We start from the raw sequence: 26,908 nt of genomic DNA, 5'->3' as shown, positions 1-26,908 counted from the left end.
CTGCCCCCATGAACGCACCTCGGCGCCTCAGGAGATGCGCAGCGCCAGTGCCACCGTCAGGGCGACGATGGCGCCGCAGATGCTGAGGTTGGCGATCTTGTGCTCCCAGAACACCGCCACGAACTCGCGGATCGTCGCGCTCGGCCAGAAGTACCTCGCCGTCGGCGAGCCCAGCACCTGGCCGTTGACCCCGGCCTTGCGGGCCATCATTGCGGCGCGGAAGGCGTGGAAGTTGTTGGTGACCACCACGCAGCGGTAGGAGGGGTCCGCCTCCTCCATGATCGTCCGGCTGAACAGGAGGTTCTCCTCCGTCGTGCGGGAACGGTCCTCCAGCCGCAGGTGCTCCTGCGGCACGCCGCCCTCGGCCATCAGCCAGTCCGCCATCGCCCGCGCCTCCGCGACCTTCTCGTCCGTCCCCTTGCCGCCCGAGGCCAGCATCAGCGGCGCCCGTCCGCCCCGCGCGATCTGGGCATCGTGGATCGCCTGCCCCTTGCGCAGCCGCGAGGCCAGCAGGGGCGGGACCCGGTCGCCGCCGGTCAGGCCGGAGCCGAGCATCACCACGTAGTCCACGTCCCCGCGCACCTTGATCCGCCCGTAGAGGTAGGCGTAGGCGAGGAAACAGACGAAGAGGAAGGAGACGTACGCGACGAGGAGGACCACCCCGGCCACCACGGCGTCCAGGGCGGGCGGTCCGGTGTCGGCCGCCACGAAGACGAAGGCGATGAGGAGGAAGATCGCCACGCCCGCCGCGAAGGACAGCAGGTTGCCCGGCCGGCGGCCCTCCTTGCGGACCATCGTCAGACCGTTGCCGATCAGGAAGACGCCGAGCGCGAGCGTGCCGACCGTGGGCACCACGAAGATCGCCAGGATCACGGCCTCCGCCAGTCCGGGCGGCAGGTGTCCGACCTGGAACAGCAGCCCGATCGAGGCGAAGATGCAGGTGAGGCCCAGATAGATCGCGTTGCGGAAGCGCCGGCGGTCCTCCCGGGCGCTCACGCCGAAGAGGGCGAGGAAGAGGGCGGCGGGCACGAAGGCGTACATGTGACTCATCGTAAGTGTGAAATGCGGCCGGCCACGGACCGCCGAACTACCGGCCGCCGTACGGGGTCCGGCGGACGGTCCGCCCGGCCAGGACGTCCGTCCTGCGCCCGTCCCGTACGACGAAACGCCCGTCGATCAGCACGTGCGGGATCCCGGTCGGCAGCGCGCGCGGCCGCTCGTACGTCGATCCGGCCGCGACCGTCAGCGGATCGAAGAGGACGAGGTCGGCCCGGTGTCCGACGCGCACCAGCCCCCGGTCCGGCAGCCGCAGCCGGGCGGCGGGGCGGCCGGAGAGGTGGGCGACGCACTCCTCCAGGGACAGGACGCCCAGCTCGCGCACGTAGTGCCCGAGGTAGTGCGGGAAGGTGCCGTAGGCCCGCGGATGCGGTTTCGCGCCCTGCAGGATGCCGTCCGAGCCGCCCGTGTGGACCGGGTGGCGCATGATCGCCCGTACGTTCTCCTCGTGTCCGACGTGCTGGAGGATGCTCGGCCCGAGCCGGTCGCCCAGCAGCAGCGCCCGCGCCGTCTCCCAGTCGGGGACGCGGGTGCCGATGTACGCCCCGTGGGCAGGGTCCGTGGTTCCGGCGATCTCGATCGTCGACCAGTCGACCGGGACCCCGTGGCAGCCGTCGGCACCCTCCACCTCCAGCGCGTACCGGATCCGCTCGGCCACGGCGTCGTCGGCGAGGCGCGCGAGGACCGCCTCGGGTCCGCCCTCGTTCGCCCAACCGGGCAGCAGGGCGACCAGGGTGGTGCAGCCGGGGGTGTACGGGTAGCTGTCGAGGGTGATGTCGGAGCCGCCGGCCAGCGCCCCGTCGAGCAGGGCGAGCAGTTCGCCCGCCCGGCCCCGGTTCTCGCCGAAGTTCATCGTGGCGTGCGCCAGGTGCAGGGCGCAGCCGGCCTCGCGGGTCAGCTCGACCATCTCGGCGTAGGCGGCCAGGGCGCCGCGGCCGTACGAGCGGTGGTGCGGGCAGTAGTAGCCGCCGTACAGGGCCACCACCCGGCACAGCTCGGTCAGTTCGGCGCCGGACGCGTACATGCCCGGGGTGTAGGTGAGCCCGGAGGACATTCCCACGGCGCCCTGCGCGAGCCCCTCGGCGACCAGGGTCCGCATCCGGTCGAGCTCCGCGGGGGTGGCGGGGCGGTCGCCCCAGCCGACGACGTGGGCGCGGACGGTGCCCTGGGGCACCAGGTAGGCGGCGTTGACGGCGATGCCCTGCCCGCCGTGGGCCCGGTCCAGCCGGTCCAGGTACCCGCCGACCGTGCGCCAGTCGAAGTCGATGTCCTCGCCGGTGCCGTTCCAGCCGGCGATGGCGGCCCGCACCTCGCCCAGCGTGCGGTCGTCGACGGGGGCGTAGGACAGGCCGTCCTGGCCGAGGACTTCGAGGGTGACCCCCTGCGCGGCCTTCGCGCCGTGGTCCGGATCGCGCAGCAGGGCGAGGTCGCTGTGGGCGTGCATGTCGATGAAACCGGGGGCCAGGACGAGACCGCGGGCGTCGAGCGTGCGCCGCCCGCCGCCCGCGATCCGGCCGCCGACTTCGGCGATGCGGCCCTCGTGGACGGCGACGTCGGCGAGGGAGGAGGGCCCGCCCGTGCCGTCGACGACGCGGGCCCCGCGGATGACCAGGTCCACGGGCTTAGAAGAACGTCCGGACGTACTCCGTGACCGTGCCGTCGGCCTCCACCACCGGGATCAGCGGCCACTTCTCGAAGATCGTGCACGGGTGGGACATTCCCAGCGCCACCCAGTCGCCGACCTCCACGTCCTCGGCGGAGTCGGTTTCCAGCCAGGCGTGCTGGTCGGAGAGCTTCAGGACGCGGATCCCGGTCGCCGGGCGCTCGGCGCCGGTGAGGGGGTCGCGGACCAGCTCCACCTCGGGCAGCCCCAGGTCGTACGCGATGTCCCGCTTGCCGGCGTTGACGAACGCCTGGGTGGGGGAGGGGCGGGAGACCACCTGCGTCCACAGCCGGAAGGCGGGGCGCAGGCCGCCCTCCTCGGGGATCCGGTTGAAGGGGGTGAGGCGGGTGTACCAGCCGTGGTCGTGGGAGACGTACGCACCCGAGCGCAGCAGCTTCAGGACCGGCCGCGAGAGCTCCGGCAGCTCGGCGAAGGCCTCGGCGACGGCGTCGAACCAGGCGGAGCCGCCCGCGCTGACGACGATCTCCCGGGCCCCCTCGAACCGTCCCGCCCTGTCGAACTCGGCCGCCAGGCCGGTGAGCCGGCGCAGGTAGGCGCGCACGGAGTCCGGTTCGGCCCCGGGCACCTCCGCCTCGTATCCGGCGATGCCGACCAGGCGCAGCGTGTCCGTGCCCGCCACCGCGTCGGCGACCGCCCGGCAGTCCTCGTCGCTGCGGGCCCCCGTACGGGCGCCCTCCCCGGCGCCGAGCTCGACGACCACGTCGACCCGCTGCGGCCGGCCCGCCAGTGCCCGGTCCATGAGCTGGACCCCGCGCACGGAGTCCACGTAGCAGACGAAGCGGAAACCGGGGTCCGCGGCGAGCTCGGCGGCCACCCAGCGCAGGGCGGCGGCGTCGACGAGCTCGTTGGCGAGGAAGATCCGCTGGATGCCGAACGCCCGGTAGACGCGCGCCTGGTGCGGGACGGCGGCGGTGATGCCCCAGGCCCCGTGCTCGAGCTGACGCCGGAACAGCTGCGGGGCCATGCAGGTCTTGCCGTGCGGGGCGAAGGCCAGGCCGTGGCGCTCGGCGTACGTGCCGAGGGCGGCGAGGTTGTGGCTCAGCGCCTCCGCGTCGAGGGTGAGCACGGGCGTCGTGAACCCGCCGGTGTAGAGGCTCCGCCGCTCGGCGGTCAGCTCGCCGACGGTGAGGCCCGCCTGCCCGGCGTCCGGGGGGAGTCCCTTGAACCGGTGGTCCACCGGCTCCTGGGCGAGGGCCTGGACGGGGTCACTGGGCATGGGTGGGGGCCTCCCGGGCATGGCGGTTGTTGCGTACAGTGCAACAGTCGTTGCGTGTGTCGCTGCATGCTGTCTAACATCCCGGGTGACGACGGGTCAACGGGTCCGAGTCCCGAGTCCCGGTCCCCGGTCCGGAGTCCCGGTCCCCGGTCCGGAGTCCCGGTCCCGGTCCCGGGTCCGGTTCCCGTCCCGGTTCAAGTCCCGGTCCCGATCAGGGTTCCGTACGGAGGTGCGCGGCGTGAGCCAGTCGGTGGAGCGGGCGCTCCGGATCCTGCCTGCCCTGGCCAAGGGCCCGGCCGGGCTCGGCGAGGTCGCCGAGGTGCTCGACGTGCACAAGAGCACGGCCCTGCGGCTGCTGCGGACCCTCCAGGAACACGGCTTCGTCTACCGGCAGGGCGACGGGCGGTACCGGCTCGGTGCCTCCCTCTTCGCGCTGGCCTCCGAGTCCATCGAGAACCTCGACGTGCGCGAGATCGCCCACCCCCACCTGCTGGAACTGAACCGGACCACCGGGCACACCGTGCACCTCGCCCTCCACCAGGACGACGAGGTCGTCTACGTGGACAAGGTCGACAGCCGCTACGCGGTCCGGATGTACTCGCGCATCGGCCGGCCCGTCCCCCTCACCGTCGCCGCCGTCGCGAAGCTGCTGATCGCCGACCTGCCGGAGGCGGAGCGCCGGGCCCTGGCCGCGCGCATCGAGTACCCGGCCTACACCCCCCGCTCCACCCCCGACGCCGCCGCGTACCTGCGCGAGCTCGACCTCGTGCGCGCCCAGGGGTGGGCCACCGACATCGGCGGCCACGAGGAGTCCCTGAACTGCCTCGCCGCCCCCGTCCGCGGACCCGACGGCCGTGTGGTCGCCGCGATGTCCGTCTCCGCCCCCGGCGTGCTCCTCTCCGTCGTGGGGCTGCTCGAACTCCTCCCGCTCGTACGGCAGACCGCCGACGCCATCGGCCGCGAGTACTCAGGCTCCGGCCCCGTACCGGAACAGGAAGAAGACCCGCCATGACCGACAAGATCGCGATCACCCCCGCCACCCACACCGACCCGCCCGCGAAGTTCTCGCACGGCGTCCGCAAGGGCAACATCCTCCAGGTCGCCGGCCAGGTCGGCTTCCTCCCGCACGTGGACGGGCAGGAGCCCACGCCGGCCGGCCCCACCCTGCGCGAGCAGACCCTCCAGACCCTGGAGAACGTCCGCTCCGTGCTGGAGGCGGGCGGCGCCACGTGGGACGACGTGATGATGCTGCGGGTCTACCTCACCGACACCACGCACTTCGAAGAGATGAACGGGATCTACAACGCCTACTTCGAGGAGCAGAACCTGAAGGCGGTCCCCTCCGCCCGCACCACGGTGTACGTGGGCCTCCCCGGCGACCTGCTGATCGAGATCGACGCCCTCGCGGTGCTGGGCTAGCTCGCGCGGTCGGCGGGCGCGGGCGGGGACTTCGGCGTGCGTCTCACAGTGTGTACGGGCGGGGCTTCGGGTTCGGCATTCTGTGTATCTTGATCGCCGTTCAAGTTCACACCATGTGGGGGAACTCTCTTGCGCAAGCTCTCTGTTATAGCCGCGGCCGTCGCCACGGGCACGCTGGCCGTCCTCGCCGCCACCCCCGCCCAGGCCGCCGAATACAGCTCGGCCCTGAAGGTCCGCGGAGTCCAGTACGACGCCCCCGGCGCGGACTCCAACAGCTGCTCCACCGGCAACACCGCCGCGGAGTACCTGACGATCAAGAACTACTCCTCCTCGGCGACCGTCAACCTCAAGGGCTACGTCGTCAAGGACGCCACCGGCAACCGCTTCACCTTCACCGCGAACCACTACCTCCAGCCCGGTGATTTCGTGAAGCTCCGTGGTGGCTACGGCACCGAGTCCGACGCCAACAACGTCGCCTACCGCGGCAGCTGCAACTTCATCTGGAACAACGACCGCGACACGATCCACCTCTACAAGCCGTCCGGCGCGTCCGCGGATTCCCACTCCTACACCAAGAGCGGGTCCGACGCCGACGGCAACGGATACGTCACCTTCCACGGCTGATCGACGCTGACCGGCGGCGGGAGTTGGCAGCGGAGACCGCCAACTCCCGGCGCCGCGGCATTGGGTACCCTCACGGGTGACTTCGGGGCGCCGGCGGGGGCCGGGGAACGCCGCCAGCAGGGATGGGTCCTCATGAGCAGCGCACCTTCGGCAGGCATCTTCCAACCGCTCAAGGCGGACGACCCGGAGATCGTGGGCGGCTACCGGCTCGCGGCGGTGCTCGGCGCGGGCGGCATGGGCAAGGTGTACCTCTCGTACACGCCGGGCGGCCGGCCCATCGCCATCAAGGTCATCCGGTCCGAGTTCAGCGAAGACCCCGAGTTCCGGCGGCGGTTCCAGCAAGAAGTGCGGTCCGCGGAGCGGGTCCAGGGGCTCTACACCGCCCCGGTCATCGACTCGGACACCGAGGGCTCCCAGCCCTGGCTGGCCACGGCCTACGTGCCCGGCCCCTCCCTCGCGCACGCGGTGGCCCACCACGGCGCGCTGCCGCCGCGCAGCGTCCTGCTGCTGGCCGTCGGGGTCGCCGAGGCCCTGACCGTCATCCACGGCGCGGGCATCGTCCACCGCGACCTGAAGCCCGCCAACGTCCTCCTCGCCTCCGACGGCCCGCGCGTCATCGACTTCGGCATCGCCCGCGCGGCCGACAGCACCGCCCTGACCAGTACGGGCGTCACCATCGGCACCCCGGCGTTCATGGCCCCCGAACAGGCGTCGACGGGCACGATCACCCCGGCCACCGACGTCTTCGCCCTCGGCCAGATCGCCGCCTTCGCGGCCATCGGGTCCTCCGTCTACGGCGACGGGCCCTCGCACGCGGTGCTCTACCGGATCGTGCACGAGGACCCCGATCTCAGCGAACTGCCACAGGAACTGCGGCCGTTGGTGACCCGGTGCCTTAGCCGCGACCCGGCCGACCGCCCCGCGCTGACCGAGGTCATCGCGCTGTGCCACGCGGCCTCGGGCACCGAGCCGCTGCGCCAGGGCGAGGACTGGCTGCCGCGCGCGGTCGCCGGTTCCATCACCGAGCGGGTGCACCTGCTGCCCGCCCCGGCCCCCACCCCGCCGCCGAAGCCGGCCGCGCCCGTCCCGACGGAGGTCTCCGCGCAGCCTCCGGCCCCGAGCGCGCCCCCGGCACCCGCCGGGGCGCCCGCGCATGCCGCGCCGACGCAGGCCGCCCCGGCCAAGCCAGCTCCGGCGCAGCCCGGGCAGGCCACGGTGCCGACCGGCTACGGGACGCCGCCGCCTTACGCGCAGCCTCCGCACCAGCAGCCCGCGTACGCGTACCCGCAGCCTCCGCGCCCGCAGCCCTCGTACGCGCAGCCCACGTACGCCCAGCCCACGTACGCCCAGCCCCGGCCCGGCTACGCGCAGCCCGGGTGGGGGCAGCAGACGTACCCGCCCGCGCCGGCCAAGCCCAAGCGGACCGGGCTGATCGTCACCCTGTCCGTCGTGGGCGCCGTCATCGGGCTCGCCGTGCTCGGCTCCCTGCTGCCGGACTCCGACAAGGGCAAGGGCGGCGCGGCGGGCTCCCAGGGCAGCGGGGGCGGTTCGACGGGCACCAGCGCCTCCCCGGGCGGCGGCAACAAGCCCGTCGACCCGAAGCCGGTCTCGTACAAGGGCATCGACATGCCCGCGGCCCACCAGCTGATGCTCGCCGACAATCCGCCACGCCCGGCCGAGGCGCCGGAAGGCGGGAGCGTGCTGTACGGCGACGGGGACCTCTACTACTACCAAGGGTCCGTCAGCGGGCACCAGCTCGGCACCTCCAACGGGAAGATGGTGCTGCTGAACAACTCGGAGAAGGGCTCGCTGGCGACCTGCCGCGCGGTGACCCGCTTCACCGAGAAGATCAACCTCGACCAGCTCACGGTCGGATCCGAGGTCTGTGTCCTGAGCGACGCCGGGCACATCGCGGTGGCGACCTACCGCGGCAAGTCGGGGTCCAAGGAGTCGAGCCAGTACCTCACCCTCGACCTCACGATCTGGCGCAACGCCGAGGAGGCGAAGAAGGGCGCCTAGGCGCAGGAGCGGCTCCGACGGCGAAGGGGCGCCCCCCTGGCGGTGGGGCGCCCCCGGCTCACACGACGACCGGCGCCGCAAGAACTACGGGCAGTACTGCGCCTGCTTGCCGATCGACCGGTACATGCAGTCCGCGTTCTCCAGGAGCTGCAGCACCGCGTCCTTGTTGCGCGCCGTCTCGGCGGCGATGACCTCGTCCGGCGGGTAGAAGCCGCCGCCGCTCGAGCCGGCCGGGTACATCTCGAAGGTGTAGCCGAAGATCTTCTGGTCGCCCCACAGCCAGTCGTCGATCGTCCCGTCGGTGATGTACAGGTCGCTCGACTGCTCCGGCGTGTAGCCGTTGCTGGCCGCCATGCTGGTGCCGATCTTCTTGAACACGGCCAGGTCGTCGGCGGTCAGCCCCGGCGCCGTGTCGTTGTACGTCCACCCGAACGGCCACAGCACGAGCTCGCTGTACGTGTGGAAGTCGATGGCCGCCGTGATCTGCTGCTTGCCGCCGATCACGCGGCTGCGCACGAAGTCGGAGACGGCCTTCACCTCGGGCGTCGACTCGGCAGCGGGGCCCCGGTAGGTCTCGGAGCTCTTGCTGCTGCTGGAGCCGCCGCAGCAGCCGAACTTGTAGTTCCAGTTGCGGTTCTCGTCCGTGCCGACGTAGGAGGAACCGGCGTTGGGCTGCCGGTTCTTGCGCCAGGAACGGTACGAGCCGGAGGCGATGTCGTACTCGCCGCCGTCCGGGTTGAGGTCGGGGATGATCCAGATCTCGCGGCCGTTGACCGCGTTGGTGACGCGCGCGTCCGTCCCGTACTTGGAGCCGAACTCCTTGAGCAGGTAGAGGGCCATCTCGACGGTCAGGTGCTCGCGGGCGTGCTGGTGCGCGGTGAAGAGCACCTCGGGCTCGGCCTCGTCGGTCGCGACGTTGTCGCTGATCTTGATCGCGACGAGGTCCCGGCCCTGGTACGACTTGCCGATGACCCGCTTGCTCATGATCGAGGGGTACTGGGCGATGCGCTGGTCGATCTCCGCGCTCGCCTCGGCGTAGTTGTGGTAGAGCGCGTCCTTCGACGGGAAGTCGTTGATCCCGGCGGCGATGTCGCGCGCGTCCCGGCGGTCCGGCGGTCCGGGCAGCGCGGTCAGCTCGTAGCCGAGGGCGCGCAGCTTCTTGGCCTGCATCGGGTCGGCGCTGACGACGACCGAGCGGGTGTCCACCTCGTCGATCGAGGCGCCGGTGCGGAGCAGGGCGGTGCGCTCGACCGCGGTGGCCGGGCCCTGGATCTCGTACTGGACGATGGACTCGTCCTGGGTGGCGGTCGACGGGGTGGGCGGCGGGGCGGCCGTCGCACTCATGCCGTAGGCGGGTGCGCCGAGCGCGAGCGCGAGAAGGGCCGCCGTGATGGCGGCCCTTCGGCGGTGGTGGAGCCGCATGCGTTCTCCTGGGTGGGAGTGTGGGGGTAGCCGTGCGGACGCGCACAGCCTGCTCTCGTGGCATGTCCGGGTCAAGAACCTCAAACCAGCCATCCCCACACACCTACCTGCTACGGCAGGCCGTGGACCTTCGGACCCACCGCGTTGGACCAAGCGCTACCCGCTTTGGCGTCCCAGTTGGTCGACCAGGTCATCGCGCCGCGCAGCCCCGGGTACGTCTTCGACGGCTTGAAGGTGCCGCAGCTCGTGCCGCGGGCCAGGCAGTCCAGCGCATTGTTCACGATGGCCGGCGAGACGTAGCCGCTGCCCGCGCCGCTGGGGGAGGCCGGCACCCCGATGCCCACCTGCGAGGCGTCGAGCCCGCCCTCCAGCTGGATGCAGGCCAGCGCGGTGAGGAAGTCCACCGAGCCCTGGGAGTAGACCTTGCCGTCACAGCCGAGCATCGCGCCGCTGTTGTAGTACTGCATGTTGACGACGGTCAGGATGTCCTTCACCGCGAGGGCCGTCTTGAAGTAGCCGCCCTGCGTCGACTGCATGTCGATGGTCTGCGGGGCCATGGTGAGGACGAGCGACGGACCGGCCTTCGCCGCCAGCGCGCGCAGCGCCTGGGTCATGTAGGTCGGGTTCAGGCCGTTCTCCAGGTCGATGTCGATCCCGGTGAAGCCGTACTCCTGCATCAGCGCGTACGCGGAGTTCGCGAGGTTGGTCGCGGACGCCGAGTCGTTGACCGAGATGGTGCCCTTCTCGCCGCCGATGGAGAGGATGACGGACTTGCCGGCCGCCTTCTTCGCGGCGATGTCCGCCTTGAACTGGGGGACCGTGTAGCCGCCGAGGCCGGCCGAGTCGAGGTTGAAGGTGATGCCGCCGGGCGAGCTCGTGGCGTCGGCGAAGGAGACGGCGATGATGTCGTACTGCGCGGAGACGTCGGAGAGCTTCTGGACGGTGGCGCCGTTGTCGAAGTTCTGCCAATAGCCGGTCACCGCGTGCTTGGGCACCGAGGGGTTCGGGTTCCCGCCCCCGCCGCTCGTGGTGGTACCGGGCACGGCCGCGCCCTTCACGCCCTCGCCGGCCGCGTTGTACGCGCTCACCTGGAAGGAGTAGGTGGTCGACGCGGCGAGCCCGGTGATCTGCGCGGAGGTGCCCGAGGTCACGGTCCGGACGCGGACGCCGTCCTGATACACGTAATACCCGGTGGCCCCGCTGACCGTGTTCCACGAAAGGGTGAGCCCGTTGGCGCTCTGGCCGGAAACGGCGCTGCCGGCCGGCGCGCCGGGGATGGTCGGCGAGGGGTCGGTGCCGCCTCCGCCGTCGGGGCCGAAGACGCTGAACTCGTCGACCACGAAGCCCGGCTGGCCGTACCAGCCGTGGGTGTAGACCGTGACCTGGGTGGTGCTCGGGCCGGTGGTGAAGGTGGTGGACAGCTTCTGGAAGCCGCCGCCGGTGCCGGGGGTCCAGGTGGAGACGTCCTGGGTGCCGGTCCCGGTCGCGCCGAGGTACACGTACGAGCCGTTGACCTGCTGGCTCAGCGTGTAGGTCGAGCCGGGCTTGACGGTGACGACCTGGCTGCACCGGGCGTTGTCCTGGCCCGCCGGGGTGGCCTTGAGGGCGCCGGCCCCCGCGAAGACGGGGGAGGAGACGACGGCGCCGCTGCCGGAAGTACAGGTCCAGTTGGCGAGGCCGGACTCGAAGCCGCCGTTGCGGACGACGTTGACGTCGGCGGCCTGGGCGGTACCGGCGGCCAGGGCCGTGAGGCCGGCGCCGGCCAGGGTGACGGCGAGCGGGATGGCGAGGGAGCGTATGCGGTTCACGTGGGCTCCGGTGGGGGGAGTGGGGAAGTGAGAACGCGTCAGAACTGCTTCTAAGGGCAAGTGCGGAGCAGGTGCGGAGGAAGTGCGCGGCAGGTCCGGGACTGGTTCGGGGCAAGTGGGGTGCCCCGCAGCAAAGTTGGTCTAGTCCAATGTCCATGTCAAGAGTGTTTGCAATATGGCTTGAACTGATCGACCCGCAGGTCGTCCCGCGATCCTTGTTGTCCGGATTTTCCCGCACTCCGTGACACGTGCCCGTGGCACGGGAATGCGCAAGGCCCTGCCCTGTCAGGAAGGACGTGGATATGGTGCTGGGGCAAGGGGGAAGGGTGTTGATCGTTTGCGGTCGCGCAGCATGCGCGCACCCGCCGCGGTCAGGGGAACGCCCGTGGACGTCCGGGTGAACGGGGGGATGCGCGTGCCGATCGCCATTGCTGTCACCAGCGCCGATCTGGTGCTGCCGGCCCCGGACCGGCACACCCCGGCCGCCGCCGTACTGCCGCCGCCCGAGGAGCTGGACCTGGAGGGCGCGCTCGCCCAGACGGCCGGCCTGCTGGAGCGCCACGGCCACCTGGTGGTCCTCGTTCCGACCTGGCTCCGCGCCTCCGCCGTCCGCCGGCTGCACACCGTCCGGGCCATCCTGGAAACCGACCGGATCGCGCTCGTCGACGTCGATCTCCCGCCGCTGGGCTTCGCCCTGCTGGTGCGTCAGCTGCGCCAGCTCAGCGTCTGCGACTTCAGCCCCGGAGTCCTGGCCTCCGCCGCCCGCCTGCTCGCGCACTACATCTACGCGGGCGCCCTGCTCGGCTCGGTCTCCAAGCTGGACCGGGTGCCGGTCGGGCTGAAGGCGCACGCCAGGTCCTGGTCCCCGAACGCCCAGTTCGCCGTACTGGCCCACCCGGCCCCGCACCTGGTCAAACTGGGCTCGGGCTCCGGCGGAACCCACGGTGGCGGCGCCACGCTCCCCCCGGGCCCCGACTTCGCCACCCACCTCACCTTCGCCCGCGGCCAGCTCACCTCCGACTGGGTGGCCTCCGACCTGGCCCCCGCCTGGCGGGTCCAGGGCGTCATGGAGAACCCGCTGCCCGCCGACTCGCCCGCCTGGTGGGCCACACCGAAGCTGGTGGAGTTCGCGGCCGCCATCCCGGACCCCTCGGTGCTCTACCAGCTCGTCGCCTCGGTCCGCCGCGAGGAGTGCCGCTGGTGCGGCTTCGAACTCATCGGCGACCGCTGCGGCTTCTGCGCCGCCCCGCTCCTCGCACCGGAGCTCCCGCCCCCGACGGCCTCCGCGGCCGCTTCACCGGCGCAGCTCCGTCCCAGATCCAGATCCAGACACTGACCGGCCCGAACGAATGAAGAACGGCGAGGTAAGACGGCCATGAACTCACGCCAGCGCCGCGGCGTCATCCTGCTGATCCTGTCGGTCCTGTGCGCCCTCGCCGCCTTCGGCGGAGTCCTCGTGGTGATGGGCGACGTGAACTCCAAGGTCGGCAACGAGGTCACCGCCTACCGGGTGAAGGGCGACATAGCCCCGTACACCCCGCTGGCGGCGGGCCAGTTCGAGGAGGTCACGGTTCCGAAGCGGTGGCTGTCCGGGACCGCCGTCACCGACCTGGCCGTACTCAGGGACAAGCTGGCGCTCACCTCCCTGAAGAAGGGCTCGCTCCTCCAGAGCGACATGTTCGTGGACAAGCCGAAGCTCCAGGCCGGGGAGCAGGAGATCGCCATCATGATCGACGCCTCCACGGGCGTGGCCGGCAAGATCACCCCCGGCGCCAAGGTCAACATCATCGGCACCTACAAGGGCAAGAAGCCGACCGACCCCGACCTGTCCGTCCTCATGGTGGCCAACGCCCGCGTCGTCAACGTCGGCAAGCTCACCCCGCTCGACACCAAGGACGCGGACAAGAAGAGCCCCACCGACGCCGTCCCGATCACCTTCGCCCTGTCCACCAAGGACACCCAGCGCGTCGCCTACGCGGAGTCCTTCGCGGTGCACGTACGCCTGGCCCTGGTGGCCCCCGGCACCAACTCGGCGCCCAACCCGGGCGACCGCTTCTACACGCTCGAAGGGGACAAGTAACGGGATCCCCCTCCTGGAGGAGGGGGTTGTCAGCCGCGCTGGCTGATGGCCGCCGTTACCAGCACCAGCCAACAACGCATATTGGAGGTGAACGAAGTTGGCTACGTACCGCGTAGGACAGAAGACCCACCCACCTGTGCTTCCTCAGCAGTTGGCTCTGGAATTCGAGTCAGCAGACACCCCCCGGATCGGGGACGAAACGGGACTCGAACGCCGCAAGGCACCCGGCGCGGTACATGTGCGAGGGGAGATGCCCGACGCTTCACCTGGCGCCGGGCGCGTCACCGCCAACCATCTGGTTGGGGAGAGGGCCCGTGAGGGCCACCCTGCCGTGTTCGTCCTGGACAAGCACGGCACACCGCTGCAACCGACCACACCTGCCAGGGCCCGCAAGCTCCTCCATCAGGGCCGGGCCGTGGTGGCCCGGCACACCCCCTTCGTGATCCGGATGAAAGACCGCACCGTGGATCAGTCGCAGATCGATGGTGTGGAGCTCGGGATCGACCCCGGCTCGAAGCGCACCGGCATCGCCGTGTTCACCGCCAGGGGTGGTGAGCGCCGTGGCCTGTATGCGGTCGAACTCGCCCACCGGGGCGGGGCCATCCGGGACAAGCTGACCGCTCGTGCCGCCTACCGGCGGGGTCGGCGCACCCGGAACCTGCGCTACCGCGCGCCCCGCTTCTCCAACCGCACCCGTCCCAAGGGCTGGCTCGCCCCGTCGCTGCGTCACCGCGTGGACACCACCATGTCGTGGACCATCCGGCTCGCACGCTGGGCGCCCGTCCGTGCCGTTCATGTGGAGCGGGTCGCGTTCGACACTCACGCCATGTCCCACGGCGGGCCGCTGGAAGGGGCCGAGTACCAGCACGGCACCCTGCACGGCACAGAAGTCCGCGAGTACCTGTTGGCCAAGTGGGGCAGGGCTTGCGCCTACTGCGGGGCCACCGGAGTGCCGCTCAACATCGACCACATCCACCCCCGCTCACGCGGCGGCAGCGACCGGATCTCCAACCTGACCACTGCGTGCGTTCCCTGCAACGAGAAGAAGTCCAACCAGCAGGTCGGGGACTTCCTCAAGCAATCGCCGCACCGGCTGGCCCGCATCCTCGCCCAGGCAAAAGCCCCGCTCTGCGACGCGGCAGCCGTCAACGCCACCCGCTGGGCACTGTGGCGTGCCCTCGACGCGGCGTTCCCCATGGTGCACACCGCGTCGGGGGGCCGCACCAAATGGAACCGGCGGCGGACCGGCCTGACCAAGACCCACACCCTCGACGCACTGTGCGTCGGTCACCTCGACACCGTCAGCCGCACCCCGGCCCGCATCCTCGCCGTCACCGCGACCGGGCGCGGTACCTACACCCGCACCAGCCCAGACAAGTACGGCTTCCCCCGTCTGCGCCGACCGAGGCGGAAGCAGTTTTTCGGCTACCAGACCGGTGACCTCGCCCGCGCCGTCGTCCCCACCGGCAAGAAGACCGGCACGCACACCGGCCGTGTCGCCGTCCGCGCCACCGGCAGTTTCAACATCAAAACCGCACACAGCCTCGTCCAAGGCATCGGTCATTCATACTTCCGCCTTCTCCAACGAGCTGACGGCTACGCCTACATCAGCCGACTCGAAGGCCCCACCCAGCAGCTGAAGCAGGGCGTTTCCACGAAGGAAGTCCGATGACCACCCGCATCCTCCCCGCCGTCGGCGACCCCGAAGCCGCCCGCATCATCGCCACCCTCCTCAGCCAGCTCCCGGGCGCCGAGCCGGCCGCCCCCGTCCCCGACTCCACCTTCCTCCTCGACACGCTCGCCCGGCTCGCCGCCGAGTCGATCGACGAACTGCCCGAGGTGGTCCTCGTACACGAGCGGATCGGTCCGCTCCCCGTCCTGGACCTCGTCCGCGAAGTCGCCCTGCGCTTCCCGGCCGTCGGCGTCGTCCTCATCACCTCCGACGCGAGCCCCGCGCTCTTCTCCGCCGCCATGGACTCCGGCGCCCGCGGCCTGATCGGCCTGCCCCTCGCCTACGAGGAGCTCGCCGCCCGCGTCCAGGCCGCCGCCCAGTGGTCCGTGGGCGTACGCCGCCACCTGGGCCGGGGCCCGGAACTGCCCAGCGGCCCGGGCGGCAGGGTGGTCACGGTCACCGGGGCCAAGGGCGGGGTCGGCGCCACCTTCGCGGCCGTGCAGTTCGCGCTGGCGGCGGTCGCGGCCGGGCGGCGCACGGCCCTGGTCGACCTGGACCTCCAGGCCGGCGACGTCGGCTCGTACCTCGACGTGCAGTTCCGCCGCTCCATCGCCGACCTGGCCGGCATCCAGGACATCTCCCCGCGGGTCCTCCAGGACGCCGTATACGACGACCGCACCGGCCTCGCGATCCTCCTGGCCCCGGCCGACGGGGAACGCGGCGAGGAGGTCGACGACCGGGCCGCCCGGCACGTGATCGCCGCCCTGCGCGCCCGCTACGAACTGGTCGTCATCGACTGCGGCACCCAGATGACCGGCGCCAACGCGGCCGCCGTGGAACTCGCGGACGTGGCCGTCCTGGTCACCACCCCGGACGTGGTCGCGGTACGGGCGGCCAAGCGGATGGTCCGCATGTGGGAACGGCTCCAGGTGAGGAAGGCGGAGGAGACCACGATGGTCGTGAACCGCTGGTCGAAGCAGACCGAGATCCAGCCCGCCCTGATAGAGAAGATCACCAAGACCCGGGCGGTACGCACCCCCGTGCCGGCGGCCTTCAAGGAACTCCAGGCCGTCGTCGACGCGGGCCGCGTCCAGGACCTCGACAACCGCTCGACGGTCAAGCAGGCCCTGTGGACGGTGGCGGGCGAACTGGGCCTGCTGACCGCCCCGGAGTCCGGGGAAGCCCCGGCGGCCCAGGCCGCCTCGGGCGCCTCGTCCGCCGACCCCGGCGCGGCCCTGGCCGTACGCGGCTCCGGGCCGGTGGCCCGGCTGCGCGGCCGGGGCGACCGGGGCGCACTCGGACCCTGGTCGCGGCGCGGGCGGGAGGGCTGAGGGGTGTCGGGACGGAGACGGTTCCGGTGGCGGGAGCGGGGGGACGACGGGCAGCTCGTGATCGAGTTCGTCGGCATGCTGCCGTACATCCTGCTGACCGTGGTGGCGGTGTGGGAGTGCGTACTGATCGGCTACGCCTTCTCCCTGGCCGGGAACGCCGCCGACGAGGCGGCGCGGGCCGGGGCGGTGCGCGGAGCCGGTGCGTGCCAGGAGGCCGCCGGGGAGCACATCGGCGGCGCCTGGAACATGAGCGCGACCTGCGGGAGGTCGGGGAACCTCTACAAGGCCGAGGTCCGTCTCAACCTCCCGATCCTGTTCCCGGGGTTCAACATCGGCGTCCCCATCGTCGGCACGGGCGGCTCCCCGTACGAGGAGGAGGAGGAGTGAGATGAACCGGATCAGGAGCGGTATCCGAGCCATCCGAGGCATCCGCGGTATCCGAGGCATCCGCGGTATCCGCCGCGGACGGCGCGACGAGGCCCGGCGCGACAAGGGCGAAATCGCCCTGGAGTACCTCGGGTTCCTCCCCATCCTGCTGCTGGTGGGTCTCGCCGGCATGCAGCTGGGCTGGGCCGCGTACGTGACCCAGCAGGCCCAGACCGCCGCCCGTGCGGCGGCGCGCGTGGAGGCGCGAGAGCCGGGTGCGGGCGTGGCCGCCGGCCTCGCGGCGATCTCGCCGAACCTCGCGGCGGGCGCGAGGATCGAGCCGGCCACGACCCGGGACGCGGTCAGGGTGACGGTGACCCTCACGATCGAGTCGGTCGTGCCCGGAGTGGCCGACCGTCCGGTCCGCCGGAGCGCCGTCATGCCCAACGACGACCCCGAGGTGACCGGACCATGAGCCTGCGTTCCAGGGTCAACACCCCCGACGAGCGGCACAATCCGCGCGAGGACGGCCGCCTGGTCTCCTCGTACCGCGCCAAGCTGCTGGAGGAGATCGACCTCGCCGAGATGTCCGCGCTCGCGCCCGCGGAGCGCCGCGCGCGCCTGGAGCGCGTACTCGGCCACATCATCAGCCGCGAGGGGCCGGTCCTCTCCACCGTCGAGCGTTCCCAGCTCATCCGCCGCGTGGTGGACGAGGCCCTCGGTCTCGGCGTGCTCGAACCGCTCCTCGAAGACCCCACCATCTCCGAGATCATGGTCAACGGCCCCGACCAGATCTTCGTCGAGCGCTCCGGCCGGGTGGAGCAGCTCCCGCTCCGCTTCGCCTCGCACGAGCAGCTGATGCAGACCATCGAGCGCATCGTCTCCACGGTCAACCGCCGGGTGGACGAGGCCAATCCGATGGTCGACGCCCGCCTGCCCAGCGGCGAGCGCGTCAACGTGATCATCCCGCCGCTCTCCCTGACCGGCGCCACCCTCACGATCCGCCGCTTCCCCCGTGCCTTCACCCTGCACGAGATGATCGGCCTCGGATCGCTCGACGAGCAGATGCTGCTCCTCCTGTCGGGCCTGGTGACCGCCAAGCTGAACGTGATCGTCTCCGGCGCCACCGGCACCGGCAAGACCACCCTCCTCAACGCCCTCTCCGGCCTGATCCCGGAGGGCGAGCGCATCATCACCATCGAGGACTCCGCCGAGCTCCAGCTCCAGCAGGCGCACGTCATCCGGCTCGAATCCCGCCCGGCCAACGTGGAGGGCAAGGGCCAGATCACCATCCGCGACCTCGTCCGCAACTCCCTGCGCATGCGCCCCGACCGCATCATCGTCGGCGAGGTCCGCGGCGGGGAGACGCTCGACATGCTCCAGGCGATGTCCACCGGTCACGACGGTTCGCTCGCCACGGTCCACGCCAACAGTGCGATCGACGCCCTGATGCGCCTGCAGACCCTCGCCTCCATGTCGGAGGTGGAGGTCCCCTTCGAGGCGCTCCAGGACCAGATCAACAGCGCCGTGAACATCATCGTCCAGCTCACCCGCTTCGGTGACGGCGCCCGCCGCATCACCGAGATCTCCCTCCTCGACTCGCACGGCCGCGAGCCCTTCCGCATCACCACCGTCTGCCGCTTCGCCGCGCAGCCCATGGGCCCGGACGGCCGCGTCCACGGCCGCTTCGAGTACTACCCGCTGCCGCGCCGGCTCGCGGACCGCCTCTACATGAACAACCAGCCGATCCCGCAGGCCTTCGGGGTCGCACCGGCGGAGACACCCTTCACCGACCCGCTGACCGATCCGCTGTCCGGCCCCCTGCCCCTCCCCGACCCCCGCACGGGCCGCATCACCCGGAATGCCCTGTGAACCCACTGATCTCCCTCACCCTCGGCGCCACCCTGCTGACCTGCGTGCTGGCGGTCCTCGGCATCCACGCCTACGCCACGGGCCGCGCCCAGCGCGCCGCGCTCATCGAGCGCCTCTCGGCGAGCGGCCTGTCCGAACCCCTCGGCCGCAGGCGCCGCTTCCGCGGCGTGGACCGGCGGCTGCGCGGGACCGGGCTGGGTCGCGGCATCGAGCGCAAGCTCGCGGTGACCGGCCTGGACCTCACCGTCGGCGAGTACTTCGTCTACATGCTGGCCACGGTCGCCGGGATCTGGCTGGTGGCAGGCTCCCTCCTGGCCCCGTTCTTCGGCCCGGTGGCGGGTCTGATCGCCCTGTGGGGGGCCAACGCCTTCCTCAACTGGCAGCGGGCCCGCCGCACCGAGCGGTTCATCAACCAGCTCCCCGACCTGGCCCGGATCCTCGCCAACGCCACCCAGGCCGGCCTGGCCCTGCGCACCGCCATCGGCATGGCCGCCGAGGAACTGGACGCACCGGCCGGCGAGGAGCTGGCCCGGGTGGCCGACCGGCTCGCCGTGGGCCACTCCATGGAGGAGGCCCTGAGCGAGATCGAGGAGCGGCTGCCTTCCCGGGAACTGGTCGTCCTCGTCGCCACCCTCGTGCTGTCCGCCCGCGCGGGCGGCGCGATCGTGGGCAGCCTGCGCAACCTCACGGTGACGCTGGAGCAGCGCAAGGAAACCCGCCGGGAGGTCCGTACGCAGTTGTCCCAGGTGACGGCCACCGCGTACCTGGTGCCGGTCATGGGCGTCGGCTCGCTGCTCCTGGTGGACGCGATGATGCCGGGCGCGCTGGACCGCATGACGGGGTCCGTCATCGGCCAGACCGCCGTACTGGTCGCCCTGGGGCTCTTCGCGCTCGGCTTCCTCTTCATCCGCCGCCTGACCAAGATCGCCGTCTGAGGAGGCCGGAATGATCGCGCTGCTCCTGGCCCTGGCCGTGGCCCTGTCGGTCTTCGGCATCTTCCACGGCATCCGGCTCTACCGCTCCGAAACCCAGCTCCCGAGCGACCTGATGCTGGCCCTGGAGGTCGGCGCCACCCGTACGACGGCCGTCGGCTCGCTCATCGACCGCGCCGGCATCCGGTACGCGCCGCTGATACTGCGCCTGATGGGCCCGGACCGGGTGGACCGCAAGCGCCGCCAGATCGACACGGCGGGCAACCCCTCCGGCCTCACCATCGACCGCTACGCCGCACGCCGCGCGGTCTACGCCTTCCTCGGCGGCGTGGGCGCCTTCGCCATGCTGATCAACGGACAGCTGATCCTGGCCCTCCTCATGGTCGCCTTCGGCCTGTTCTGGATCGAGGCCGGTCTGTGGTCGGCGATCCGCATCCGCCGCGACCACATCGAGCGGACCCTGCCCGACTTCCTGGACGTCCTGGCGGTGGTCGTCAGCGCCGGGATCGGCTTCCGTCCGGCGCTGGAACGGGTGGCGGACAAGTACGAGGGCCCCTGGTCCGACGAGATCCGGATCACCCTGCAACAGATGACCATGGGCGTCAGCCGCCGTCAGGCCTTCGACGAACTGCGCCGGCGCAACGACTCCGAGCAGGTGGCGCAGTTCGTCACCGCCCTGCAGCAGGGCGAGGAACTGGGCTCCCCGATCGTCGACACCCTGATCGCCATCGCCGAGGACATGCGGCGTACGGACGCCCAGAACGCCCGCCGCCGGGCCGCCAAGGCCATCCCGAGGGCGACCTTCGCCGTGACCACGTTCATGCTGCCGGGGACGATGATCCTGCTGATCGGCGGCTTCATCTACGGAGCCGACGTCGACTTCGGCGACCTGTTCGGGGGCGGCTGAGCCATGACCGTCTCGCTGGACCACGTCACGGCCTTCGCCGCCGCACGGGACCGGCCGTCCCCGCGCCCCACGGTGCAACTGCCGATAGCCCTCCAGGCCAACGCCCTGCAGGCGCTGTGCCGCCAGGTCTTCGCCTTCCGCCTCGTGATGATCGCCCTCGGAACGCCGGTGGTGCTCAGCCGTACGGCGCCCGGGGCACCGACCCACCTGGCGGGCGGCGCGGTCCTGCTCACCTTCCTCCTCTCCTACGTCCTGCTCCGCGACTGGGAGCGCTTCGGACCCCTGCTCCTGCGCCACCGCTGGCCGCTGGCGGTCGACTGGGCGTTCTTCGGCGGACTCCTGTTCCTGACGGCCACCCCCGGCTCCCCGCTCCTCCTCGCCTCGGTGTGCACTCCGCTGCTCGCCGGGATCGTCTACGGCCGGCCCGGCGCGGCGGTCTACGCGGTGGTCCAGGCGGCCGTAGTGGCGGTGGTCGCCGAGGCCCTGACGCTGGCGGTGCTCTGCGTCCTGGCGGGCGCGGCCGGGGCCTCCCTGCGCGGCCTGCTCCTCCGCTTCGGAACGGCCGGCCAGGCCCTGCTGGAGACCCGCGCCCGCCTGGCGGTGGTGGAGGCGGTGCAAGCCGAACGGGACCACCTGGCCCGCGAGTTGCACGACTCCGTCGCGAAGACCCTGCACGGCCTGGCCCTGGCCGCCGACTCCCTGGCCCGTACGACGGACCCGGCTGCGCTCCGACGCCAGGCCGACCTGGTGGCCGGGGCGGCCCGCCGCGCGGTGGTGGAGTCCCGGGACGTACTGGCCGACCTGCGGCGGGACCTGGACGCGCCGGGGGTGTCCCTGGCCTCGGAACTGCGGGCGCGGGTCTCCCCTGACTGGGCCGAGCTGCGCGTGACCGGCACCCTGCCGGTGGTGCCCTCCCCGGTGGCCCGCCACCTGTTGGCGGTGGCGGGGGAGGCGGTGGAGAACGCCCGACGGCACGCGGGGGCGGCCCGGATCACGGTGGAGGCCGCGGTGGATGCCGCCGCGGGCCTGGTGCTGGTGATCGAGGACGACGGCCGGGGTCTGCCCGGTGGCGTCGACGTCGCGGCACTGGCCGGCGCGGGCCGTTTCGGCCTGCTCGGCATGGCGGAGCGAGCGTCGGCGATCGGGGCTCGGCTCCACGTTGGAGCCCGGCCCGGCGGCCGGCCGGGGACCCAGGTCAGGCTGACCCTTCCCCTGTCGGCCCTCACGGCGGGGAGGGGTGCCTGATGGCACCGCTACGCGTGCTCATCGCCGACGACAACCCGGTCGTACGGGCCGGCCTGGCGGCCCTGCTGGCCACCGCGGGCATCGAAGTGGCGGCCGAGGCGGCGGACGGCCGCGAGGCGCTGCACCTGACGCGGCTCCACACCCCGGACGTCATCCTGCTGGACGTCCGGATGCCGGGGGTGGACGGCATCTCGGCGCTACCGCACCTGGTGCAGCTCGCCCCGGTGCTGATGCTGACGTACAGCCAGGAGTCCGAGATCGTCCGCGAGGCGCTGCTGCTTGGGGCGGGTGGCTACCTGGTGCACGGCGAATTCACGCCGGATCACCTCGTCGAAGCCGTCCGCGACGTCCGCGCGGGGCGGGCACACTTCAGCCCGACGGCCGCGAGCGCGGTGCTCACGGAACTCCGGGCCTCTTCGCATCCGCAACGAACTGTGGGACAGTCTTCGGAGCGCATTCCCAACCATGCTGTGTTCGGGCTGAGTTCGCGTGAGGAGGAGATCATGGGTCTCATCGCTTCCGGCATGAGTAACCAACAGATCGCGGCCAGTTGCTTTATCAGCGAGAAGACGGTCAAGAACCACATCAACCGGATCTTCGCGAAGCTCCAGACCGCCACGCGCAGCGAGGCGATAGCCCGTTGGCTGGGAACCGCCCGTCCGGGGGTGGCTGGCCATGGGTAGACGGAGTGCGCAGTGGGTCCGTAATTGGGTCCCGGGACCCTTTGCAACTGCTGGTGCGTCGACGTACCGTCCGCGAACCGATACCGGCGCCGGCTCTGGAGAGGACTCCCATGCAGAACCTCAAGCTGCTCAAGGCGATCGTCGAACGGAAGAACCGCCTGCGGCGGGGCGCGGACGAGGGGCAGACGGTCTTCGAGTATCTGGGGATCATCGTGATCATCGCGCTGATCATCGCGGCGATCATCGGGTCGGGTCTCGCGGCCAACATCGCGAACGCCATCCAAGAGGTTTTGGCCGACATCACCGGCTGATAGGCGTGCCAGGCTCGCGCGATCGGGGCCAGGTTCTTCCCTTCTACGCCGCGATGATGGGCCTCCTGCTCTTTGCCGCGCTGGCCTTCGTCGTCGTGGGGATGGCGGGGGCCACGCGCAGCGAAGCGCAGGGAGCCGCCGACGCGGCGGCACTCGCGGCTGCCCAGGAGGTCCGGGACAACGCGCTCAGGGGCTGGAATCTGGTCACCCTCACACCAGAGGAGTGGGAGGAGATCATCAGAGGGCGTCGCTTCGATACCGAGGGGGCTTGTGGCGCGGCGAGGGACTTCGCCGGCACGAACGACGCCACTGCGGAATGCAATTTCGACATTCCGGAGTTCACCGTCTCGGTGACAACGAACGGCACGGTCGGTGATTCGGTCATCCCGGGGACCGAGAACGTGCAGGCCCGCGCGACGGCAACGGCCGTGATCGAACCCCGGTGCTCCCTGCAACCCGCGACCACCCCGCCACCGCCCGAGGGTGGCGGGGTGGTCGACATTCAGTGCCGGGACGGGTCGGTGATCATCGTGAATCCGTCGGATCCCGGTTCTTTGTACAACCTGGCGAGGAAACTCTTCGTTGTGCGACTGACTGACTGACATTGAACGAGAGACAAGGAAGCGGCGTACATGAGCATGCGGCAGAAGGTGAAGGTCCGCGGGGGAGCGGCCGTTGCGGTTGCGGCGGTCTTGGCCCTCGGGTTGGCCGGGTGCGGTGGAGGGGACGACCAGGCCAAGGAGCCGCAGAAGTCGGCCACTCCTCAGAGTCAGGAGAGCGCTTCGCAGCCCGTACCCACTGATGCAAAGGAGCCGGCGCCTGTTGAGGTCATTGCCACATCGCAAGGGCCGGCAGGCGTGATCTTGGAGATCAATTCGGCTGTGCGCAACCAAGACGGGTACCTCACCGTCAGTGGACGAATCAAGAACACGGGCTCCTCGACATTCTCGGCGATGGCTACATGGCGTGGTGACGAGAAGACGGCCAGCCCGGCATCGATTGCTGGGGCCACTGTGGTCGATACTGCGGGTAAGAAGCGGTATTACGTGCTGCGTGACACTGAGGGAAGGTGCGCGTGCACCACAGGTCTCACGCCCATCAAGGCTGGGGAAAGCGTCGCCATCTTCGCCCAGTACCCGGCGCCGCCGACAAGTACGACCGAGGTCACGTTCGGCTTGCCGAGCTTCGCCGCAGCCACCATCAAAATTTCCGGGTGACTCCATGACTAAAAGCCACCGCACCATAGCTGCAACAGCCGTCGCCGGTCTCGTCATCGCCGGTGCCCACTTCGTCGGAGCGACCAGCGCGTATGCGGACGACGCCACGCCGTCCGTACCCCCCGGGACAGAGGCCTCGGCCTCACCTCCGGTGCCTGTCAAGGCGGACTCCCCAGGGCTGAAGCTCCCCCAGGGCGGCATCCTCGCAGCCCCCAAGGTGCTGGACATGGTCGAGGTCGTCGAAGACCTCGGGGGCGAGGAGCGGCGCCAAGAGACGAACCAGACCGTCATGATGGCGCTGCAGTCCGAGGTGATGTTCCCCGAGGACAGTGCCGTCTTCAACGCTCAGGCCGCCGCCCGTATCCAGGCCATCGCGCAGGAGATCAACACCCAGAAGGCCACCACGGTCCGGATCTTCGGTTTCACTGACGACCAGGGCAGCTACGAGCACGGCAAGGAACTCTCCAAGAAGCGCGCCGACGCCGTCCAGGCCGAGCTGGCGAAGACGGTGACCAACCCCGGAGTCACCTTCGACGTACGCGGCTACAGCGAGGACTACCCGATCGCCGACAACGGCACCGAGGAAGGCCGCAAGAAGAACCGCCGCGTGGAGATCACCTTCCCGCGCAGCGTCAAGTAGTGCCGGACCCCGTCACCCGCTCCGGCGGGGGCGGGGTCAGTCCGTCAGCAGGTGGTCGGCCTTGCCAGCCTTGATGTCCCGGATCAGTTGTTGCAGTGCCTCGCGGGTGTCCGTCAGGTAGGTGTCCTCCTGGCCGGACCGGGCTATGTAGCTCTTGCCGTCCCCGTCCACCCCGATCCGGTAGCAGGAATTCCCCTCGCCGCAGAAGGGGTCCTCCCAGGTCACGTCGCTCACGGTGTCCCCTCTCAGAGTTCGCTCGCGATGGCGCGGATGAAGTCCCGGGAGGCTCCCGGAGACAGTGCCAGCCGTTCCATCAGATCGAAATGGCCCCGGTACTTCGCAAGTTGGGTCTCGGCGTGGAGGAAATCGGGCCCGTGTGAGTTGTCGATCTGCACGGTGTCGAGTTGCGCCGTCGGCCCCTCCGCGTAGAGCACCGTTTGTCCCGCTCCCGGAATGCCGCCCGCCTCGAACGGGAGGACGAGCAAGGTCACATTGTCCTGTTCGGAGCGATGGATCAAGTGGTTCAGCTGTGCCCGCAGGACATCCGCGCTGCCGAACCGCATCCGCAGGGCGGCCTCGTGCACGACGGCCACGAACGCGGGCGCGTTCTCGCCGTCCAGGACCTGCTGGCGCTCGACGCGCAGTGCCAGCCGCAACGCGACCTCGTGTTCGGGCAGCGCGGGGATGACCATGCGGAATACGGCCAGGGCGTGGTCCGAGGTCTGGAGCAGCCCCGGCATGTGGAGCGGGTACGCAACCCGCATGCGAATGCTGCGGGCCTCCAACTCGGCAATGTCCAGGAAGCCTTGCGGTACCTGGCCCCTGTAGCGGTCCCACCATCGCGGGCCGGCGGGCAGGGCCATGTCTGTCAGTCCGGCGATGTACCGCTCGTCGTCCACCTGGCAGTTGGCAGCCAGGGTGCGGAGCCGTTCGGTCGAAATGGCGCGTGTGCCCGACTCCATCGCGGAGATCGCACCCCGGTCCACGGCCAGGAGGCTCGCCGCAAACTCGGCCGACATCCCTGCTGACGTGCGCATTCGGCGCAGTTCGTAGCCCAGTCGCTTCTGGCGCTCGGTGGGAGCTGTCCTCGCGGTCATGGGGTGCAGTCTTACGCGTCGCGAGCCCCTCGTGCCACGAACGGCTGACTTCTGCCGAGTGGCGGGCCAAAAAAGGCCCGCCCGCGCTACATTCGGTAATGCATCGCTCACGCAAGGGAGTTGGAAGTGCATCGCCGCAGCATGCCTAGGCCTCAGCCTCAACCTCGGCGACGAGCCACTGCCCCCACTACACGCGAGAGCAACCCGCTCACGGCAGGGAGTCCGTCATGCTCAGCCCCTTCATGCCCCCCAGCCCCGGCTGCTTCGACGCTTGCCCGCCGTCGGACGAGCCGCCCTCGCCCGACGGGCTGTCGTGCAGCCTGACCGTGCCCGGGGAGCCGTACAGCGCCCAGATCGCGCGCAGCACCGTACGGTCCGTGCTGCACGCCCACCACCTCGACCGGGTCGCGCCCGCCGCCGTACAGGTGGTCGGGGAACTCATCGCCGCGGCCTGGTACTTGGACCCCGGCCGGAGCCTGTATCTCGCCCTCCGCCACCGCGAAGGCGCCCTCCGCCTCACGGTCTACGACGGGCACACTCCCCACACCCACCCCCGCCTCGCCGCCCACTGCGAGGCCCGCCGCAGGGCCGCCCTACGGGTCATGGCCGCCGTCGTACGTGACTGCGGCGGAGCCTGGGGCTTCGGCGAGTCCAGGGAACCCGGCGGCGGCACGCGCACCTGGGTAAGCCTCCCGGTCGCCGGCGCTGCTGGGTACCTGGCTTCCTAGGAGGGTGTGCCTCGCGGCGATAGAGGGCGCGTACCGTCACCAAGGTCAGCTTCTGGACCGCGCTGCGGACCGTGCGGCTTCCAGGTTCGCTCTCACCAACTCAGTCGACGGATGGCCGGAGCTGAGTACGCGCTCGCAGTCGGCGAGGGTGCGCTCGAACAGTGGGATGGCCCGCTCCAGATCCCCCGCTGACCTGTACGCGCCTGCGAGGTTGTTGCGGGAAGTCAGCGTGTTGGGGTGGTCATCACCCAGTACGCGCTCACTGTCGGCGAGGGTGCGTTCAAGCAGGGGGATGGCCCGTTTCAGATACCCCGCCCGCACATACGCGTGCGCGAGGTTGTTCCGGGAGGCCAGTCTGTCGGGGTGGTCATCGCCCAGGACGCGCTCGAAGTCGGCGAGGCTGCGCTCAAGCAGGGGGATGGCCCGCCCCAGGTCCCCCGCTGACCTGTACGCGCTTCCGAGGTTGTTCCGGGAGGCCAGCGTGTCGGGGTGGTCATCGCCCAGGACGCGCTCGCGGTCGGCGAGGCTGCGCTCAAGCAGGGGGATGGCCCGCCCCAGGTCCCCCGCTGACCTGTACGC

28 protein-coding genes are annotated in these 26,908 nt (G+C 70.9%); 20 read left to right on the top strand and 8 right to left on the bottom strand.

The window, feature by feature from the left end:
- Positions 1–27 precede the first annotated feature (27 nt).
- Genes ACIQV3_RS26375 through ACIQV3_RS26365 form a run of 3 tightly spaced genes read right to left on the bottom strand, consistent with a single transcriptional unit; the run spans position 28 to position 3,956 of the window.
- Positions 28–1,041, bottom strand: a complete 1,014-nt coding sequence (locus tag ACIQV3_RS26375) for a YdcF family protein (protein WP_403715873.1) — start codon at positions 1,039–1,041, stop codon at positions 28–30.
- A 46-nt stretch (positions 1,042–1,087) separates the two neighbouring features.
- Entirely contained in the window at positions 1,088–2,674 is a 1,587-nt protein-coding gene (locus tag ACIQV3_RS26370; RefSeq protein WP_403715871.1) for an amidohydrolase family protein, read from the bottom strand.
- A 4-nt stretch (positions 2,675–2,678) separates the two neighbouring features.
- Entirely contained in the window at positions 2,679–3,956 is a 1,278-nt protein-coding gene (locus ACIQV3_RS26365) for an amino acid deaminase (protein ID WP_403715869.1), read from the bottom strand.
- Between the two features lie 238 nt (positions 3,957–4,194).
- Between ACIQV3_RS26365 and ACIQV3_RS26360 the strand changes: the two genes are divergently transcribed.
- The 4 genes from ACIQV3_RS26360 to ACIQV3_RS26345 all read left to right on the top strand — a co-directional run bounded on the left by ACIQV3_RS26360 (position 4,195) and on the right by ACIQV3_RS26345 (position 8,018).
- On the top strand, positions 4,195–4,968 hold the full coding sequence (locus ACIQV3_RS26360; protein ID WP_403715867.1) for an IclR family transcriptional regulator: 774 nt from the start codon (positions 4,195–4,197) through the stop codon (positions 4,966–4,968).
- Positions 4,965–5,375 carry a RidA family protein gene (locus ACIQV3_RS26355; protein ID WP_403715865.1) on the top strand — a complete coding sequence of 137 codons (411 nt, stop codon included), beginning with the start codon at positions 4,965–4,967 and terminating at the stop codon, positions 5,373–5,375. The genes ACIQV3_RS26360 and ACIQV3_RS26355 overlap by 4 nt, the downstream gene beginning before the upstream one ends.
- Before the next feature lie 129 nt (positions 5,376–5,504).
- Entirely contained in the window at positions 5,505–5,999 is a 495-nt protein-coding gene (locus tag ACIQV3_RS26350; protein ID WP_403715863.1) for a lamin tail domain-containing protein, read from the top strand.
- A gap of 132 nt (positions 6,000–6,131) precedes the next feature.
- Positions 6,132–8,018, top strand: coding sequence for a protein kinase (locus ACIQV3_RS26345; protein WP_403715861.1), 1,887 nt, complete (start codon positions 6,132–6,134; stop codon positions 8,016–8,018).
- An 84-nt stretch (positions 8,019–8,102) separates the two neighbouring features.
- Here the strand turns inward: ACIQV3_RS26345 and ACIQV3_RS26340 are convergent, their stop codons facing one another.
- Together ACIQV3_RS26340 and ACIQV3_RS26335 are read right to left on the bottom strand one after the other, a co-directional pair.
- Entirely contained in the window at positions 8,103–9,440 is a 1,338-nt protein-coding gene (locus ACIQV3_RS26340) for a M14 family metallopeptidase (RefSeq protein WP_403715859.1), read from the bottom strand.
- 110 nt (positions 9,441–9,550) lie between these two features.
- Positions 9,551–11,248: a chitinase gene (locus ACIQV3_RS26335; protein ID WP_403715854.1), complete on the bottom strand. Its 1,698-nt coding sequence runs from the start codon at positions 11,246–11,248 to the stop codon at positions 9,551–9,553.
- Positions 11,249–11,657: 409 nt separating this feature from the next.
- Here ACIQV3_RS26335 and ACIQV3_RS26330 point away from each other — a divergent pair, with 409 nt between their 5' ends.
- From ACIQV3_RS26330 to ACIQV3_RS26260, 15 genes are all read left to right on the top strand, one after another.
- Positions 11,658–12,584, top strand: a complete 927-nt coding sequence (locus ACIQV3_RS26330) for a hypothetical protein (protein ID WP_403716176.1) — start codon at positions 11,658–11,660, stop codon at positions 12,582–12,584.
- Between the two features lie 39 nt (positions 12,585–12,623).
- Positions 12,624–13,328, top strand: coding sequence for a Flp pilus assembly protein CpaB (locus tag ACIQV3_RS26325; RefSeq protein WP_403715852.1), 705 nt, complete (start codon positions 12,624–12,626; stop codon positions 13,326–13,328).
- 250 nt (positions 13,329–13,578) lie between these two features.
- The gene (gene iscB / locus ACIQV3_RS26320) at positions 13,579–15,000 is read left to right on the top strand and encodes an RNA-guided endonuclease IscB (protein WP_403715850.1); all 1,422 of its coding nucleotides are present in this window, start codon (positions 13,579–13,581) and stop codon (positions 14,998–15,000) included.
- Positions 14,997–16,331 (top strand): CpaE family protein, encoded by a 1,335-nt coding sequence (locus ACIQV3_RS26315; RefSeq protein ID WP_403715848.1) that lies wholly within the window; start codon positions 14,997–14,999, stop codon positions 16,329–16,331. Before iscB ends, ACIQV3_RS26315 begins: the two co-directional genes overlap by 4 nt.
- A 3-nt stretch (positions 16,332–16,334) precedes the next feature.
- A complete protein-coding gene (locus ACIQV3_RS26310; RefSeq protein WP_403715846.1) occupies positions 16,335–16,718 on the top strand; it encodes a TadE/TadG family type IV pilus assembly protein in 384 nt (127 codons plus the stop codon).
- 1 nt (position 16,719) lies between these two features.
- A complete protein-coding gene (locus tag ACIQV3_RS26305) occupies positions 16,720–17,172 on the top strand; it encodes a TadE/TadG family type IV pilus assembly protein (protein ID WP_403715844.1) in 453 nt (150 codons plus the stop codon).
- Positions 17,169–18,569, top strand: coding sequence for a CpaF family protein (locus ACIQV3_RS26300; RefSeq protein ID WP_403715839.1), 1,401 nt, complete (start codon positions 17,169–17,171; stop codon positions 18,567–18,569). Before ACIQV3_RS26305 ends, ACIQV3_RS26300 begins: the two co-directional genes overlap by 4 nt.
- Positions 18,566–19,504: a type II secretion system F family protein gene (locus ACIQV3_RS26295; RefSeq protein WP_403715837.1), complete on the top strand. Its 939-nt coding sequence runs from the start codon at positions 18,566–18,568 to the stop codon at positions 19,502–19,504. Before ACIQV3_RS26300 ends, ACIQV3_RS26295 begins: the two co-directional genes overlap by 4 nt.
- Before the next feature lie 13 nt (positions 19,505–19,517).
- A complete protein-coding gene (locus tag ACIQV3_RS26290) occupies positions 19,518–20,408 on the top strand; it encodes a DUF5936 domain-containing protein (protein ID WP_403716174.1) in 891 nt (296 codons plus the stop codon).
- Between the two features lie 3 nt (positions 20,409–20,411).
- Entirely contained in the window at positions 20,412–21,653 is a 1,242-nt protein-coding gene (locus ACIQV3_RS26285) for a sensor histidine kinase (protein ID WP_403715834.1), read from the top strand.
- The gene (locus ACIQV3_RS26280) at positions 21,653–22,336 is read left to right on the top strand and encodes a response regulator (protein WP_403715831.1); all 684 of its coding nucleotides are present in this window, start codon (positions 21,653–21,655) and stop codon (positions 22,334–22,336) included. Before ACIQV3_RS26285 ends, ACIQV3_RS26280 begins: the two co-directional genes overlap by 1 nt.
- Positions 22,337–22,446: 110 nt before the next feature.
- Entirely contained in the window at positions 22,447–22,647 is a 201-nt protein-coding gene (locus ACIQV3_RS26275; protein WP_403715829.1) for a hypothetical protein, read from the top strand.
- Positions 22,648–22,652: 5 nt separating this feature from the next.
- Entirely contained in the window at positions 22,653–23,249 is a 597-nt protein-coding gene (locus tag ACIQV3_RS26270; protein ID WP_403715827.1) for a pilus assembly protein TadG-related protein, read from the top strand.
- Between the two features lie 30 nt (positions 23,250–23,279).
- Positions 23,280–23,864 (top strand): hypothetical protein, encoded by a 585-nt coding sequence (locus ACIQV3_RS26265; RefSeq protein ID WP_403715825.1) that lies wholly within the window; start codon positions 23,280–23,282, stop codon positions 23,862–23,864.
- A gap of 4 nt (positions 23,865–23,868) precedes the next feature.
- Entirely contained in the window at positions 23,869–24,504 is a 636-nt protein-coding gene (locus ACIQV3_RS26260) for an OmpA family protein (RefSeq protein ID WP_403715820.1), read from the top strand.
- Positions 24,505–24,540: 36 nt separating this feature from the next.
- On the opposite strand, the gene ACIQV3_RS26255 is transcribed toward ACIQV3_RS26260, so the two are convergent.
- Together ACIQV3_RS26255 and ACIQV3_RS26250 are read right to left on the bottom strand one after the other, a co-directional pair.
- Positions 24,541–24,738 carry a hypothetical protein gene (locus tag ACIQV3_RS26255; RefSeq protein WP_403715818.1) on the bottom strand — a complete coding sequence of 66 codons (198 nt, stop codon included), beginning with the start codon at positions 24,736–24,738 and terminating at the stop codon, positions 24,541–24,543.
- Positions 24,739–24,749: 11 nt separating this feature from the next.
- Positions 24,750–25,601: a helix-turn-helix domain-containing protein gene (locus tag ACIQV3_RS26250; protein WP_403715815.1), complete on the bottom strand. Its 852-nt coding sequence runs from the start codon at positions 25,599–25,601 to the stop codon at positions 24,750–24,752.
- A gap of 227 nt (positions 25,602–25,828) precedes the next feature.
- Between ACIQV3_RS26250 and ACIQV3_RS26245 the strand changes: the two genes are divergently transcribed.
- On the top strand, positions 25,829–26,329 hold the full coding sequence (locus ACIQV3_RS26245) for an ATP-binding protein (protein ID WP_403715813.1): 501 nt from the start codon (positions 25,829–25,831) through the stop codon (positions 26,327–26,329).
- 45 nt (positions 26,330–26,374) lie between these two features.
- Here the strand turns inward: ACIQV3_RS26245 and ACIQV3_RS26240 are convergent.
- A partial coding sequence (locus ACIQV3_RS26240; protein ID WP_403715811.1) for a tetratricopeptide repeat protein occupies positions 26,375–26,908 on the bottom strand: 534 nt, incomplete at its 5' end.

This window comes from Streptomyces sp. NPDC099050, from assembly GCF_044759865.1.
GTDB lineage: Bacteria > Actinomycetota > Actinomycetes > Streptomycetales > Streptomycetaceae > Streptomyces.
This window is presented reverse-complemented; position numbering and strand designations above follow the sequence as displayed.